General features: G+C 59.0%; 14 protein-coding genes. 9 read left to right on the forward strand and 5 right to left on the reverse strand.

What is annotated here, in order from left to right; translation table 11 throughout:
- Positions 1-44 precede the first annotated feature (44 nt).
- Positions 45-2,231 (reverse strand): xanthine dehydrogenase family protein molybdopterin-binding subunit, encoded by a 2,187-nt coding sequence (locus GOW48_RS06890; protein ID WP_170752477.1) that lies wholly within the window; start codon positions 2,229-2,231, stop codon positions 45-47.
- Positions 2,232-2,234: 3 nt separating this feature from the next.
- On the reverse strand, positions 2,235-2,699 hold the full coding sequence (locus GOW48_RS06895) for a (2Fe-2S)-binding protein (protein ID WP_170752479.1): 465 nt from the start codon (positions 2,697-2,699) through the stop codon (positions 2,235-2,237).
- 142 nt (positions 2,700-2,841) lie between these two features.
- On the opposite strand from GOW48_RS06895, the gene GOW48_RS06900 reads away from it, so the two are divergent.
- From GOW48_RS06900 to GOW48_RS06920, 5 genes are all read left to right on the forward strand, one after another.
- Entirely contained in the window at positions 2,842-3,444 is a 603-nt protein-coding gene (locus GOW48_RS06900; protein ID WP_170752481.1) for a TetR/AcrR family transcriptional regulator, read from the forward strand.
- Positions 3,445-3,549: 105 nt separating this feature from the next.
- A complete protein-coding gene (dusA, locus tag GOW48_RS06905; RefSeq protein WP_170752483.1) occupies positions 3,550-4,581 on the forward strand; it encodes a tRNA dihydrouridine(20/20a) synthase DusA in 1,032 nt (343 codons plus the stop codon).
- Between the two features lie 31 nt (positions 4,582-4,612).
- A complete protein-coding gene (locus tag GOW48_RS06910; RefSeq protein ID WP_170354587.1) occupies positions 4,613-5,437 on the forward strand; it encodes a sulfite exporter TauE/SafE family protein in 825 nt (274 codons plus the stop codon).
- A complete protein-coding gene (locus GOW48_RS06915) occupies positions 5,434-6,216 on the forward strand; it encodes a hypothetical protein (RefSeq protein ID WP_170752485.1) in 783 nt (260 codons plus the stop codon). The genes GOW48_RS06910 and GOW48_RS06915 overlap by 4 nt, the downstream gene beginning before the upstream one ends.
- A 35-nt stretch (positions 6,217-6,251) precedes the next feature.
- A complete protein-coding gene (locus tag GOW48_RS06920) occupies positions 6,252-6,980 on the forward strand; it encodes a SpoIIAA family protein (protein ID WP_170752487.1) in 729 nt (242 codons plus the stop codon).
- A 242-nt stretch (positions 6,981-7,222) separates the two neighbouring features.
- Here GOW48_RS06920 and GOW48_RS06925 read toward each other — a convergent pair whose 3' ends face one another.
- Genes GOW48_RS06925 through ccmI form a run of 3 tightly spaced genes read right to left on the reverse strand, consistent with a single transcriptional unit; the run spans position 7,223 to position 9,154 of the window.
- Positions 7,223-7,456: a DUF1289 domain-containing protein gene (locus GOW48_RS06925; protein WP_170752489.1), complete on the reverse strand. Its 234-nt coding sequence runs from the start codon at positions 7,454-7,456 to the stop codon at positions 7,223-7,225.
- Positions 7,457-7,472: 16 nt separating this feature from the next.
- On the reverse strand, positions 7,473-7,937 hold the full coding sequence (ruvX, locus tag GOW48_RS06930; protein WP_170354583.1) for a Holliday junction resolvase RuvX: 465 nt from the start codon (positions 7,935-7,937) through the stop codon (positions 7,473-7,475).
- Positions 7,934-9,154 carry a c-type cytochrome biogenesis protein CcmI gene (ccmI, locus tag GOW48_RS06935; RefSeq protein WP_170752490.1) on the reverse strand — a complete coding sequence of 407 codons (1,221 nt, stop codon included), beginning with the start codon at positions 9,152-9,154 and terminating at the stop codon, positions 7,934-7,936. Before ccmI ends, ruvX begins: the two co-directional genes overlap by 4 nt.
- Positions 9,155-9,350: 196 nt before the next feature.
- On the opposite strand from ccmI, the gene GOW48_RS06940 reads away from it, so the two are divergent.
- From GOW48_RS06940 to GOW48_RS06955, 4 genes are all read left to right on the forward strand, one after another.
- Positions 9,351-10,595, forward strand: coding sequence for a sarcosine oxidase subunit beta family protein (locus GOW48_RS06940; protein ID WP_170752492.1), 1,245 nt, complete (start codon positions 9,351-9,353; stop codon positions 10,593-10,595).
- Between the two features lie 76 nt (positions 10,596-10,671).
- Positions 10,672-11,001, forward strand: coding sequence for a sarcosine oxidase subunit delta (locus GOW48_RS06945; RefSeq protein WP_170752991.1), 330 nt, complete (start codon positions 10,672-10,674; stop codon positions 10,999-11,001).
- 43 nt (positions 11,002-11,044) lie between these two features.
- A complete protein-coding gene (locus GOW48_RS06950) occupies positions 11,045-14,074 on the forward strand; it encodes a sarcosine oxidase subunit alpha family protein (RefSeq protein WP_170752494.1) in 3,030 nt (1,009 codons plus the stop codon).
- Positions 14,067-14,633 (forward strand): sarcosine oxidase subunit gamma, encoded by a 567-nt coding sequence (locus GOW48_RS06955; RefSeq protein ID WP_170752496.1) that lies wholly within the window; start codon positions 14,067-14,069, stop codon positions 14,631-14,633. The genes GOW48_RS06950 and GOW48_RS06955 overlap by 8 nt, the downstream gene beginning before the upstream one ends.
- The last annotated feature ends 1,117 nt before the right edge of the window (positions 14,634-15,750 follow it).

Below are 15,750 nucleotides of genomic sequence, written 5' to 3' on the forward strand. Positions count from 1 at the left end.
ATCAAATTAACCCGCGCCGGGTTCAGGCGGCGCGGGGCAGAGGGTCAGGCGAAGCTGACACCGTTTTCAGCCATCGGATGCTCGGCCACCAGAATGCCCGACATCGTATGGATCGCATTTGCCAGCGCCGGTGCGGACGGGGGCGTTCCGGGTTCGCCCACGCCAGTCGGCGCTTCTGCGGACGGCACGATATGCACGTCGATGGCTGCTATATCACTGATGCGCAGCGGCTCGTAATCCGGGAAGTTGGACTGATCGACCGCCCCGCTTGTCAGCGTGATCTGGTCGCGCATCACATGGCCGATGCCATAGCCTATGCCGCCTTCCATCTGCGCTTTGACCACATCGGGGTTCACCGCGATGCCGCAATCCACGGCACAGGTGACCTTTTCGATCTTGATGCCATCTTCCGGATCGCCCGATATTTCAACGACTTCAGCCGCATAAGACCCAAACGACTTATGCACTGCGATCCCCTGCGAGCGACCGGCGGGCGCATTACCCCAACCAGCCTTCTCAGCCGCCAGTTTCAGAACGGCAGCCTTGCGTTGCTGATCTGGATTGGCGCTATCGGACAGGTGGGCCAGACGGAACTCGACCGGGTCACGACCTGCGGCTTCGGCCACCAAGTCCATCATGGTTTCCATCGCATAGGCCGTATGGGTATGACCCACCGAGCGCCACCACAAAACCGTGGTCGCCTTGGGCGTGTCGGTCAGGCCAACGGCCATGCCGGGGATGGCATAGGGGCTGTCAGCCACACCTTCGACCGAGCTGTGATCGACGCCGTCATGGACCAGAACGGCCTCGAACGCGGTGCCTTTGATCACCGATTGCCCGGCGATCTGATGTTGCCAGCCTACGATATTGCCATCCGTATCCAGACCCACACGCACTTTATGGCCGAAGGCAGGACGGTAGTAACCGCTGCGAATGTCATCCTCTCGCGTCCAGACCAGTTTCACCGGGCGCGAGCGGTCTGTGACCACAAAGGCCAGCGCGGCTTCGACCTGATAATCCGCATCGGGCGTGGCGCGGCGACCGAACGAACCACCGGCCAGCATGGTCTTGATGTGGATCTTCTCGGGCGGCAGTTGGAAGATTTGCTGATAGGCCATATGCGGGCCGGTTGGCATCTGTGCACCGTCATGCAGGACGATGTCGCCCTCGGCGGTTTGTTCGATGGTGCAGTTCAACGGCTCCATCGGTGCGTGAGCCAGCAGTGGGAAGTAGAAGGTCTTTTCGACCACCTTATCCGCGCCATCGATGGCTGCTGAAACCGCTGCAACATCCGCCTTGTTCACGTTGTAGGTGGGCTCTGCATCCAGCGCGGCCATGATCTCGGACCTGATCTGATCTGAATCGCGGGTCTCCGCGCCCGACATGTCCCAATCGACCTCAAGCGCGTCGCGGGCCTGGATCGCGGCCCAGGTGTTTTCGGCATAGACCGCAACACCCGCCTGATTGGGCAGAACAGCGGCACTGATATAGCCTTTGACCTCTTTTGATGCGCTGTCATCAAAGCCAAGTGCGATTCCGCCCTTGGATTCAGGCCGCTTGATCATCGCGACCATCTGGTTCGGCAGATGCACATCCATCGCATACATCGCCTGACCGTTGCCCTTGATGGCCGAGTCCTTGCGGCGCACGGCTGCGTTGCCGATTAGGCGGAACTCGGACGGGTCTTTCAGGCGCGGCTCGGCCGGCGCTTCTAGCTGCGCAGCGGCCGCCACGAACTCCGCAATCGGAGCGGATTTGTCACCGGCCTTGACGATGCCTTCCTCGATGGTAATGCCCGATGCGTCCACGCCCCAACTTTGGGCGGCGGCCTTGATCAGCATCTCGCGTGCGGCAGCACCGGCCTGACGATATTGCAGCCAGGAATTCGCCATCGCGGTCGATCCGCCTGTACCCTGGAACGGGCCGAACAGCAGGTTGTTATAGACATTCGGGTCCGACGGCGCAAATTCATATTCGATCTGATCCATGGTCAGGCCGATTTCCTCGGCGATCAGCGTCGGCAGGCCGGTGGCCGGGCCCTGACCCTTTTCGAAATGCTTTACGATGGCCGTCACGGTGCCATCCGCGTCGATTTTCACGAATGGGTTGAATTGAGCGGTCTCGGACGAAGCCGCAGCCAATACGCCATCGGGGCGGGCACCGACCAGCAGCACGGCACCGGCAGCAGCGGCACCTTTCAGAAATCCACGGCGAGAGGTGTTGATGGTCATGGATCAGGCCTCCAGAATCTCGGATGCGCGCTGGACGCCGGCGCGGATGCGTTGATAGGTAGCACAGCGACAGGCGTTGCCATACATGTACTCGTCGATTTCCTCGGCCGAGGGCTTGGGGTTTTCGGACAACAGCCCGACAGCCGACATAACTTGACCCGACTGGCAATAGCCGCACTGAACCACGTCCAGTTCGACCCAGGCTTGCTGGACTGCGGCGCCGATTTTGTCGTCGCCCACGGCCTCGATCGTGGTGATCTCGGCATCTTCGACGTCTTCGATGTAAGTTTGGCACGACCGCACGGGCTCGCCGTTCAGATGCACGGTGCAGGCCCCGCAGGACGCAACGCCGCAGCCGAATTTGGTTCCGGTCAGCTTAAGCTCATCCCGGATCACCCAAAGCAGGGGGGTGCCGGGCTCGGCGTCGACCGTGTGGGTCTGGCCGTTCAGTTTCAAGGTCAGTGACATGAGGGGGGATACTCCATGTTGGGCTGGCTACCTGAATCGGTAAACTTGCGGGTTTACCATAAGTGACGTTTTCAATCGTGTAAACCCGTGGGTTTACCTAGTGTTTGACCTTGTCATGTCAATGGGACTATAGCTTTCAGACATGAACGAATGCAGCGCGCCGAATGCGGCCAAACACGCTCAGATCATCGAGGCTGCGGTGGCCGAGTTCCAGGAAAAGGGGTTCGCCGCCGCCAGCATGGACCGTGTTTCCGCCCGCGCCGAAGTGTCCAAGCGGACGCTGTATAAGTATTTCGAAAGCAAGGAAAACCTGTTTCGCTCTATTGTGGTCGAGCTATCAAACCGCTTTGCCGGTGTACTGGATATCCGCTATGAAAAAGGCCGTGATATCCGGGAGCAACTGATCGAACTGGCATGGGCCGAAGGGCGCATCCTGATGTTGCCCGAGGTGATGGCGATGTCGCGTATGGTGATCAGCGAAACTTTGCGCAACCCCGATCTGGCGGCAGCGGCGCAGGGCAAACTGGATAAGACTGCGATATTTGTGTCGATGCTGAAGGACGCGGCAGAAGACGGGCAGTTGCGGATAGACGACCCTCAAAGTGCGGGGCAGGAGTTCATCGGGTTGATCAAGGCCAAGGCATTCTGGCCGATGGTCTTCACTGGCAGCGTCCTGAGTGAGGCCGAAATGACGGCTACGATTGACAGCAGTGTTGAGATGATACTTAGCCGTTATGGCATTTGACCCGCCTTTGCTGTCCGCTTGGATGGCTTTGCCTGTGGCGTTTATGGTCTAAACAGTGCTAGACGCCCCCCTCGTAAGATGTGTTTCGAGGTAAAAGCCAGGAAAATGCCAGAGGTTCAGATCGCACATTCAAACCACGCCACAACTCGGCGGGCGGCGCGGCTCTCGGTTGCGCCGATGATGGATTGGACGGACCGTCATTGCCGGTTTCTGCATCGACTGCTGAGCGGTCAGACTTTGCTCTATACGGAAATGGTAACGGCCCCGGCGTTGGTTCGGGGTGGGGCGTTGCATCTGCTGGACTACAGCCCGCAGGAACACCCTGTGGCGTTGCAACTGGGCGGCTCGGACCCGCAAGAGCTGGCGCAAGCCGCGCGGTTGGGGTCCGAGGTAGGTTATGATGAGATCAACCTGAATTGCGGCTGCCCGTCCGACCGGGTGCAATCTGGCACGTTTGGTGCGGTGCTGATGAAAGATCCCGCGCGTGTAGCCGAATGTGTTGCGGCGATGCGCGAGGCTGTAGGCGTCGAGGTCACCGTGAAGTGCCGGATCGGAGTAGATGATCAGGATCCTGACCTCGTGCTGCCAGCGTTTCTGGATGCGATCCACACTGCGGGTTGCCAGAGGGTTACAATCCACGCACGTAAAGCGTGGCTTCAAGGGCTGAGTCCAAAGGAAAACCGCGATATCCCTCCGCTGGACTATCACTTGGTGCACTGCATGAAGGCGTTGTTTCCCGACATGCATATCTCGATCAACGGTGGAATAAATTCTTTGCAGGAGGCGCGCACGCATTTGGATGCCGGCCTTGATGGGGTAATGATCGGACGCGCTGCCTATCACCAGCCTGCAGACATCCTGGCAGGGGCAGATCCGTTGATCTTTGAGGCTGGGCAACCTGCGGACCCGTTCGAGGTGGTTCATGAGATGATGCCTTACATCGAACAACACCTTGCCAGCGGCGGGCGTTTGCATCAGATCACCCGTCATATGCTTGGGCTGTTTGCAGGGCGGCCAGGGGCGCGTGCATGGCGGCGCGTCTTGTCCGAAGGTGCCGTTCACGAGGGGGCAGGCCCAGAGGTTCTGCTGCAGGCGCTGGATCGGGTCGCGCCCGACGAGCAGGTCGAAGTGAGTTAAAAAGCGGCCAACCGGCCGATATGGGGGGGGAATGCCCGAAACGTTTTTGCTGGCCCAGATGCTGGGCCTATTGCTGGTGATCGGCGCATTGGCCGGAGTTCTGGCGGGCTTGCTAGGGGTTGGCGGCGGCATCGTATTGGTGCCTGCATTTTTCTATGCGTTTCAAACCCTTGGCTACGGCGGCCCGCAATTGATGCAATTGTGTCTGGCGACGTCTCTGGCGACCATCATCGTGACCTCGGTCCGGTCCGTGATGGCCCACAACAAAAAAGGGGCCGTAGACTGGGAAATTTTGCGCGGCTGGGGGCCGGGTATCGCAATCGGGGCAGTGATCGGAGTTACCGTGGCTTCGGCCCTACGCACCGAGGCACTGCAGGCGCTGTTCGGCATTCTAGGGATGGTGATTGGTGCTTATCTGGGTTTCGGAAAATCTGAATGGCGGCTTGGGGACGCGATGCCCAAGGGGCTCCGTCGGGCCGCTTTGTCACCAGGTGTAGGGTTTCTGTCGGTATTGATGGGGATCGGAGGCGGCAGCTTTGGTGTGCCCTTGATGAGCCTGTTCAACACGCCCATTCACCGGGCCGTTGCGACGGCAGCTGGCTTTGGGGTGATCATCGCGGTTCCGTCCGTCATCGGGTTTCTGTTTTTGAATATCGCACCTGAACACCGCCCGCCAATGACCATTGGCGCGGTGAATTTGGTGGCATTTGCGATTGTTGTGGCGATGACAATGATCACCGCCCCTTGGGGGGTTAAGCTGGCCCACGCGATGGACCCCAAACCGCTCAAACGTGTTTTTGCCGTTTTCCTGACGCTGGTGGCCCTTAACATGCTGCGCAAAGCGATGGGCCTTTGACGACGTTTTGGCATAAAGGCTGGGTAAAGTTCCCCTATGACCCCGCCGTCGCTGAATGGGTAGCACACGCTCTGCCAGCTGCTCGGGCTGCAGTCGTTGATCCGTCCCATGCCGAATGGATGGACTGTGAAGGCACATGGTTCATCGGTGTTGATGCGCTGGACAATGATGCAGAGGGCAGGGTGGGGCGATCAGGGCCGCTGCAGGGCCAGGCGCTGGAATTGGTGACCGAGCATTATGGAACTCTGCCGCTGCACAAGGGGCAGGTATCTGTGATGTATCCCGGCTACCCCAAGCCACGCCGCGGCGAAAGCGAGGCAGCCGGGCGTTACCGACGCAACCGTGATGCAGCGCATGTGGATGGGTTGCGCCCTATGGGTCCTGACCGTCGCCGCAGAGTGGACGAACCGCACGCCTGGATACTTGGCCTTCCGCTGACCGAAGTGAGCGCTGATGCTTCGCCGATGGTTTTATGGGAAGGCAGCCATAAGGTCTTGCGGGCAGCTTTCGAAAAGGCTCTGCATGGTAGACCGCGTGATACGTTGCACGAGGTAGATGTTACAGACATCTATCAGTCTGCCCGCCGCGAGGTGTTCGAGACCTGCACTCGCCTGGAATTGCCCGCCAGTCCTGGTGAAACGTATCTTTTGCACCGTCACTGCCTGCATGGGGTGGCCCCTTGGTCGGACACTGCTTCGGCTGGGCCGGATGGTCGGATGATTGCCTATTTCCGCCCGGAATTCCAAGGCGGTGTGGCCGAGTGGATCGAATCCCCGTAACCTACAGCCATGTATTGGTTAGGAGGTATGGGGTCATGATTACGGTCCACACACTCGCCGACGGAGCACAGATCGAAGTCGAGCTGTCCGGCGAAGTCACCAGCGCGGATTACAGCGATACTTTAATTCCCGCCATCGAGGCCGCGCTGATCGAACATGAAACCGTTCGATTGATGGCAATCGTTCAGCCCGAATTCAAAGGGTACGACCTGGGTGCTGCCTGGGCGGACACCAAGCTGGGCCTGAGCCATTGGCGCGGGTTCGACCGGATTGCCGTGGTGGCCGATCAGAGTTGGGTTCAGACCAGCGTGCGATTGGCGGCTCCGATTTTGCCATGTCCGGTCCAGGTTTTTGAACTGTCCGAGGTCGAAACAGCGCGTCGTTGGATCCGCGAATCCCTCGGGTCGATCCATGTGACCGATCTTGGTGGGCCATGCGTTCAGATCAGCCTGTTGGGTAAGGTTGACCCCGAAGAGTATCAAAAGGCCGAGGCGCATCTGGACCAGATGCTTGCAGGGAAAACCGGTTTTCGCCTGCTGATCGACCTGCGGGAGTTTGACGGATGGCAGGGATTGTCTGCTCTGGCTGCGCATTTCCGACTAGCACGCGGTCATATCGGGTTGCTGGACCGTGCGGCGATTGTTGGCGACAAGGCTTGGCAGCATATGGCGCAACGCGTGGCCGGTCATGTGCTGGGCACCCGAACCCAATATTTCCCGTCGGAAGATATTGAACACGCGAAAACTTGGCTGGCTGCAGGGTAACAGGCGCCATCAAGTTGGCTCGCCCTTGGGTTGACGTAAGGTAAAAACGCTCGCCTCTTATTATTTCTTGATCAGTCAGTCAAAAAAGAAATAGGGTTCAAGGGTTTTCCGGTCTTACCACGTCTGGAAACACCAATGCTGAAGCGCGCCGTTGTGGGTTGCCACTCACTCACCACTTGTCTTCGAACTTGACCCCCTCGGAGTTCAGACCAACCTGCAACGGCGCAGGCTCAGCCTGTGGCTCAGGATTTGTTCAGGCGGGCCGAACGACCGCCACGCCGTTTCGCAAGCTGCGGCTTTCGTGCGGGCAGGGCTTCCATGATCTCGGCGCGCTCGGAACTGTCCATCTTGGACCAGCGTGTGATCTCGTCGATGGTCCGATAGCAACCAGTGCAGATCCGCTCGGTCGGGTGAACGACACAAATCTGGATACAGGGGCTTTCGACCTCGTTCCGTTTCCAGACCATGTTTGTCATTGGTGTCATCCGATCCTTAGAGAAAGCGCAATCTGTCCAGCGCTCCTTGCAGAATATAGCCTGCTGCAACGTGGTCGATAACCTGTCCGCGACGTTTTCGTGTCGTATCCGCCTCGAGCAGTGCCTTTTCTGCCGCAACCGTGCTGAGGCGCTCGTCCCAGAACCCGATGGGAATTTCGGTCAAACGCATCATGTTGCGGGCAAACGCGCGCGTGGATTGGCACCTCGGACCTTCTGATCCGTCCATGTTTTTCGGCAGGCCAAGAATGACCCCTCCGATCTCGCGCTCGGCGATCAATTCCAGAAGGCGCGCAGAGTCCAGAGTGAACTTTTTGCGCCGAACGGTTTCCAAAGGGCTGGCCACACCGCGCATCCGGTCCGAGACGGCCACACCGATGGTTTTTTCGCCCAAATCCAATCCCATCAATGCGGTCATCGGTGTGAGCGAAGCGGCGAAATCCTCGAACGCGTCATGGATCATTGCGCGATCCCGGCCTGCAATGCGGCGGCGTCAATGATCTCCAACGCCTCGGCATCCCCGGCAAAGACCGCGTTTGCCTCTTGCATGATGTCGATCGCGCGCTGACCTTCACCCAAAACGCCCAGTGCACTGATCAGCCGCGCCCAGTCCTCGGGCGGTCCGCCTTCGGTCGCCAGTCGATCCGAAAGCTGGTTGACCATGCCCATGATCATCTGTTGGCGTGCTTCAGGTGTCAGGTCTGCGGCGGCTTCCACGTCTTCCTGAGACGGTCCGGACGGGGCCGGGATGTTTGGTGGGTTGAAGACACCGGCGCGGAACGCCAACTCTTCCAACTGGGCGCGCATGGCCTGTGCCCAGGGCGAGTCAGCGGGCGATGCGCGCAGCGCCTCGACCCAGATGCGATATCCGATGTCAGGACGGCCCACCTGTGTCATCATCCGTCCAAGATAGTATTGCGCGGGGCCGTTTCGGGGATCACGTTGCAAGGACTGCCGAAGTGCGTCTTCGGCTTCGGGTGATATATATCCGTTAGCGGCCAGGATCATCATTTCGGCCAGATGTGCGTAAGCATCTGCAGGAACCGCTCCACCCGAGAGCTCAATCACCCGCTGCTGCGCTTTGTATGCGGCTGCAAAATTGCCAGCATTCGCCTCGTGCTGGGCAAGCAGTACGTGCCCCTGCAAATCGTCGGGACGTTCGGCAACCGTATTGCGCAGCTGTTGCAACAGGTTGGCGTATCCTTCGTCCAGCTGCTTGGGCAAGTCAGGTAGAACTTCGGCTTCGACTTCGGCCTGGCTGGGGCGTTCGGCCCGCATTGTTTCGGCCAACTCCTTACGTAGCGACAAGGGCTGGTCCGGCAATCCGGCGGCGCCCATTTGGCGGTACATCCAAAAACCGCCGCCGATCAGGACAGCGGCAACCACGACAATAGCCACCGTATTGGCCCAGACTGGAGGGCCATCCTGTGTACCCTGCGCTTGCATCTGCGCGTCGGCAGACAGAATCCGGCGCGAGATTTCGGTCCGCACCCGTTCCGCATCGGCCTCACTGATCACACCACGTGCAAGATCACGGTCCACACCAGCCAACTGCTCGCGATAAACGCGAAGGTCAAAAGCGGCTGCGGGTTCGCGGTCTTTGCGTCCCTTCAGTATGGAATATCCAAGGAACACTGCGATCAGCAGTGCGGTCAGGATCAAGAGGGCCCAGAAAGTCATGTTAGCTCCTAAATGGCTGCCTTGACTTAGACCCGCGAGCAGTCGGAAAAAAGGGGCAAATGGCCGCGAGACGACTTCATGTCGCAATATTGAGGGCTATGTCGCAATAGTGCGCTATTACGGCGTTGGATGGCAGGGGTATACTGTCGTTACACGGCATATCTGCGCACAATCACCGAACCGGATGGATTCGCTTATGAAACACTATTCAGCCTTTGCTGTGGCGCGCGAAGCGCTGCGCTATCACACAGGATGGGAGCGCGCTTGGCGCTCGCCCGAGCCAAAGAAGAAATATGACGTGATCATCGTCGGTGCTGGCGGCCATGGACTGGCCACGGCGTATTACCTTGGAAAGAACTACGGTATCCAGAATGTCGCGGTGATCGAAAAGGGTTGGCTGGGCGGTGGCAATACCGGCCGGAACACGACCATCATCCGGTCGAACTATTTGCAGGATCCGTCGGCGGCATTGTATGAAAAGGCGCGCAGCCTGTACGAAGATCTGAGCCAGGACCTGAACTATAACGTGATGTTCAGTCCGCGTGGGGTGATCATGCTGGCGCAAACCCAGCACGAGATCCGTGGCTATCAGCGCACGGCCCATGCCAACGCGCTGCAAGGCGTGAAGACCGAATGGATCACGCCCGAGCGCGTCAAAGAGCTGGTGCCGATCATCAATCTGGACGGGCCGCGCTATCCGGTATTGGGCGGTCTTTGGCAGGAACGCGGTGGCACCGCGCGTCACGATGCGGTGGCCTGGGGTTATGCCCGTGCGTGTTCGGCTATGGGGATGGATATCATCCAGCAATGCGAAGTCACTGGCGTACGTCAGGACAATGGCCGCGTTGTCGGCGTCGACACCACCAAAGGTGCGATTGACTGTGAAAAACTAGGCATCGTGGTCGCGGGCCATTCCGGTCAACTGGCTGAGATGGCGGGCTTCCGTCTGCCGCTTGAGGCCGTAGCGCTGCAGGCGCTGGTGTCCGAGCCTATCAAACCCTGCATGGACGTGGTCGTAATGGCCAACACCGTGCATGGCTATATGTCGCAATCCGACAAGGGCGAGATGGTCATCGGTGGCGGTACCGACGCCTATAACAACTTCACCCAGCGTGGCAGTTTCCACCATATTGAGGAAACCGTGCGCGCGCTGGTCGAGACCTTCCCGATGATCTCGCGCCTGAAGATGCTGCGCCAGTGGGGCGGGATCGTGGACATGACCGGCGACCGCTCGCCTATCCTTTCGAAAACGCCGCTGCAGGGCTGTTTCATCAACGCAGGTTGGGGCACGGGTGGCTTCAAGGCCATTCCGGGTTCGGGCTGGGGGATGGCGCAACTGATGGCCACGGGCCATTCGCCGCTGACCGAAGCCTTCACGCTGGAGCGTTTTAAGGAAGGCCGTTTCATCGACGAAAGTGTCGCCGCCGGGGTGGCACACTAAGGGCTCTGCCCGAAGTGACCACAACACAGAATTCTGGTCGGCCCGAGTGTCGACCAACCGAGAAAAGGATGACCATATGCTGATCCTGAATTGCCCCTATTGCGGCGTCGATGTCGAAGAAACTGAACTGGCCGCTGGCGGCGAAGCGCATCTGAAGCGCTTTGGTCCCGGCGCGTCTGATGACGAGTTCCACGACTATCTGTTCATGCGTGAAAACCCCAAAGGTGTGCACTTTGAACGCTGGCGTCACGTGAATGGCTGTGGCAAGTGGTTCCACGCCGCGCGTGCGACCGACACGCTAGAGGTATTTGGCACCTATTCGGCCCAGACCACCGAGCCGCCCAAAGAAATCCGCGAAGCGATAACCGCCAAGCGCCCCGGCTGGACCTGGAGAGAGTTCGAATGATCCGCCCAGCCACCCGTAATTCCGCCTGCGAAAGGTCCGCAACATGAGCACCCGTCTCGCAAACCAAGGCCGGCTGATCGACCGGTCGAAACAGGTCACATTCACCTTTAACGGCACCTCAATGCAGGGCTACGACGGCGACACGCTTGCCTCGGCTCTGCTTGCCAATGATCAGATGATGATGGGCCGGTCGTTCAAATACCACCGTCCGCGCGGCGTCGTCGCGAGCGGCGCGGAAGAGCCCAACGCTCTGGTCGGCCTGGGACAGGGCAACCGGTTCGAGCCGAACCAGCGCGCCACCACGACCGAGCTGTTCAATGGCTTGACCTCGATCTCGCAGAACCACTGGCCGAATCTCGAGTTCGACATTGGTTCCGTGAACACGGCGCTGGCGCGGTTCCTGCCGGCTGGCTTCTACTACAAGACGTTCATCCATCCGAAACCGTTCTGGAAACACGTCTACGAGCCGTTCATCCGTCAGTCCGCTGGTCTGGGCAAAGCGCCCGACAAGGATAACCGCGATGCGGACACCTATGAGCACTTCTATCACTTCACCGATGTTCTGGTGATCGGCGGCGGTGTGGCAGGTCTGCAGGCTGCGAAAGTGGCAGCCGCGTCCGGTGCCAAAGTCATGCTGATCGAGCAGACCGCGCATTGGGGCGGGCGTGCTCCGGTTGATGGCGGCACGATCAATGACGAGCCTGTGGATAAGTTCGTGGAACAATTGGTTTCCGAACTCGAAACAATGGACAACGTCATGATGCGCAATCGTTGCATGGGGGCCGGGGTTTATGACCACGGTTACGTGCTGGGATATGAGCGCCTGACCGATCACAAACCGGGCACCCAAGGCCCACGTCACCGGCTGTGGCGCATCCGCGCGAAACAGGTGGTAACCGCCACCGGCGCGATCGAGCGTCCGTTGTCCTTTGCGGGCAACGATGTACCGGGCGTGATGCTGGCCTCGGCCATGCGCGACTATGTGGTGAACTGGGGCGTAACCCCCGGTGAGCGTGTGATTGTGGCCACCAATAACGACGACGCCTATCGCACCGCGATCACCCTCAAGAAAGCCGGTGTGGATGTGCTGCGCGTGGTCGATGCACGCGACACGGCTGGTCCGCTGGCGAATGAGGCGCGCGAACTTGGTATCCGCGTTGACCCCGGCAAAGCGATTGCCAAGGTCAAAGGCGGCAAGCGCGTCAAAAAGGTCGAGCTGTGCAATCAAGAAGGCATCGGCGGCGCGCGTGAAGAGGTCGAATGCGACGCGGTCGCCATGTCGGGCGGCTGGTCTCCGGTCGTTCACATGTGGTCGCATTGCGGCGGCAAGCTGATCTGGGACGAGGCGCAGGCGCATTTCCGTCCTGACCCGTCGCGACCTCCGCTTGGTGCTGATGGCGAAGGGTTCGTGCTGGCCGCGGGCTCGTCGAATGGTCCGCTGGCGCTGGGCGATGTTCTGACCGACGCGGATGCGGCGGGTAAAGCAGCGGCCAAGGCGGCCGGGTTCAAAGCGAAACGCACCAAGGCCCCGGTCGGTGAGACCACGGCCGAGGCTCCGATGGCGGCGGTCTGGCTGATGCCGGCGAATGCCGAGATCGGCTTGCGGATGAAGTCGTGGCTGGATTTCCAAAACGACGTCAAAGTCTCCGACGTTCAGCTGGCAGCGCGAGAAGGTTACGAAAGCGTCGAACACACCAAGCGTTACACCACGCTGGGCATGGCGACCGACCAAGGTAAGTTGAGCAATATCAATGGCTTGGCGATCCTTGCTGATGCCCTGGATTCGGAGATTCCGAAGGTCGGCACCACCACCTTCCGCCCGCCCTATACGCCCATCTCGCTGGCGTCGATCGGTGGCGAAGCGCGCGGTGAGGTGTTCCAGCCGATCCGCCAGACTCCGATGCATGATTGGCACGACAAGAACGGCGCTGATTGGGAGCCGGTCGGCCACTGGCGTCGGACCTATGCCTATGTCCGTCCCGGTGAATCCGTGCATGACGCGGTCAATCGCGAGGTGAAGAATACCCGTGAAAACCTCGGCCTGCTGGACGCCTCGACGTTGGGTAAGCTGATCGTCAAAGGGCCCGATGCGGGCAAGTTCCTGGACATGATGTACACTAACATGATGTCCACGCTGAAGGTCGGCAAATGCCGCTATGGCCTGATGTGTTCAGAGAACGGCTTCCTGATCGACGACGGTGTTGTCGCGCGGATCGACGAAGATACATGGCTGTGCCACACCACCACCGGCGGTGCCGAGCGTATCCATGGTCACATGGAAGAATGGCTACAGACGGAGTGGTGGGACTGGAAAGTCTATGTCGCGAACGTCACCGAGCAATACGCGCAGGTTGCTGTTGTTGGCCCCAACGCCCGCAAGGTGCTGGAGAAGCTGAACGCCCAAGCAGGCGGCGGCATGGATGTCTCGAAAGAAGCGCTGCCTTTCATGGAATGGCGTGACGGCAAGATCGGCGCGTTCGATGCGCGGGCCTACCGCATCTCGTTCTCGGGTGAACTGTCCTATGAAATCGCGGTTCCCGCGTCTCAGGGTCAGGCGTTCTGGGATGCTCTGATCGACGCGGGCAAAGAGTTCGGCGTGATGCCTTACGGCACTGAATGTCTGCACATCCTGCGGGCCGAAAAGGGCTTTATCATGATCGGGGACGAGACAGACGGCACCGTGATCCCGCAAGATCTGGGGCTACACTGGGCTCTGTCGAAAAAGAAAGAGGACTATCTGGGCAAGCGCGCCCACACGCGCAGCCATATGGCCGATCCGGACCGTTGGAAACTGGTCGGACTTGAGACTGTGGATGGTTCTGTCCTTCCCGATGGTGCCTATGCGGTGGGCGAGGGCGTCAATGCCAACGGTCAGCGCAACATGATCGGGCGCGTCACCTCGACCTATTACTCGGCCAATCTGGGCAAGGGCATCGCCATGGGCCTGATCAAGCACGGTCCTGACCGAATGGGCGAGATTGTCGAGTTTCCGGGAACCGACGGCAAAACCTACAAAGCCAAGATCGTCGATCCGATCTTTTACGATAAGGACGGGGAGAAGCAGAATGTCTGAACCCATCAGCGCACTGAACCACGCCAGTTATGACGGCATCGCCAAGGTAGCGGAATGCGGCTTGCAAGGAATGATCACCCTGCGCGGCGATCTGTCCGACAAGGTACTGGCCAAGTCCGTCAAGGACGCTACCGGGCAGAAAGTGCCCGGTCAGCGCGAGGCAAGCGTCAACGGGGATACCGGCGTGTGCTGGATGTCTCCGGACGAATTGCTGGTGCTGGTGCCCTATTCAGAGGTGAACGCCAAACTGGCGCAGATGACCGAAACGCTTAGCGGCATACATGCGCTGGCCGTGAACGTCTCGGATGCCAGGGCGGTGTTCTGCGTTTCGGGATCTTCTGCGCGTGAGGTAATGGGCAAGCTGGCTCCGGTTGATTTGTCGGCAGATGCCTTCCAGCCCGGCCAGATCCGCCGCTCGCGTTTGGCGCAGGTTGCGGGCGCGTTCTGGATGGACGACGCCGAGACCTTCCGCGTGGTTTGCTTCCGATCAGTCGCAGACTACGCGTTCAAACTGCTTAAGGTTGCGGCGCAACCGGGCAGTGAGGTTGGTGTTTACTAAGCATTTTAAAACGCTAGATTTTTGGGCTGCCGGGGAACCTGGTGGCCCTTTTTGTTGCTGCGACAGCACAGTTGTGATTGATCCGATCAGCTTGGTTCGTGACGTAAGAATGGATTTCCTTCAAGCGACACTCATTGTTAGAGTGTTGGCTGATATTATCACGTATGACGTGTGGAGTGCCGATAGTGTTCAACAGTGCTGCTAGGGTAAACGGAATTAATGATTTCACTAAGAATGATTGCGGTTTGTGCCGCATAGATCGTCTCGCCAGCTGTGGTTTTGGCTGAGACATATAAAGAAACTTTGGGGTGCACATTCGGCAAAGGCCTGGCGAATCGTCCGACACCTGAGAAAGTGGTGTTTCCAGTGGACGAATTCGGGCGTTCCGCTCTGCTGCATGAGGTCGAGATTCCGGGCATCGTAACTGGCACAGGGCCGGGCCGAATCCGACGAGATTCTCCGATCAAATTGTCGATCGCGTGGGTCGGTCAGACCTGTTTGTATGCGGCTACGGGAAGAACGTATGCAGGTAATGAATCGCGTATTGATGCAATCGATTTGAGGGATCAGGAGTTCTCGATTTCTTTGGATCGCAGAACGATGAAAGCGATTACAAAGCCTTCCACTGTATCCGCATGAGCGGCGCGCGACGGTTTTGCAAAAGGACGTTGCAAAGGTATTGGAACCCCCAAATCCTGATTTAGGAGACTAGGATTTTGAAACAGTTTTTGTATTCGATCGCGGCTGTGATGTGTACGGTGTCTGCTCAAGCGGGCATCGTGAATGATGAGTGCGAGTTACACAGCTTGGAAGCGCAAGGATGGATTCCTCCGGTTGTCTTGCTGAGTGTCGATGCTGACGCTAAGCGCGCGGGCATTCGATGGCGCAATCCGCTCTGCCAATGAGCTTGCGCGGATTGATGAAAACACACCAGCAAATGCCAAGTTGAAACTCACGCGAAAAGGCGAATACCGATTGTCATGGCGCCTTACGCCGTCCTCAAACTCTACGCGCCAATACCGTGTGTCGTATACTGCGACAGTCGACCCCGAGACGAACAAGTTAAAGATGTCGGCAAGTTTCCCGCAGGCCAATTTGGGAAACCGACCCAGTGGAA

Source organism: Ruegeria lacuscaerulensis, assembly GCF_013033355.1.
GTDB classification, from domain to species: Bacteria; Pseudomonadota; Alphaproteobacteria; order Rhodobacterales; family Rhodobacteraceae; genus Ruegeria; species Ruegeria lacuscaerulensis_A.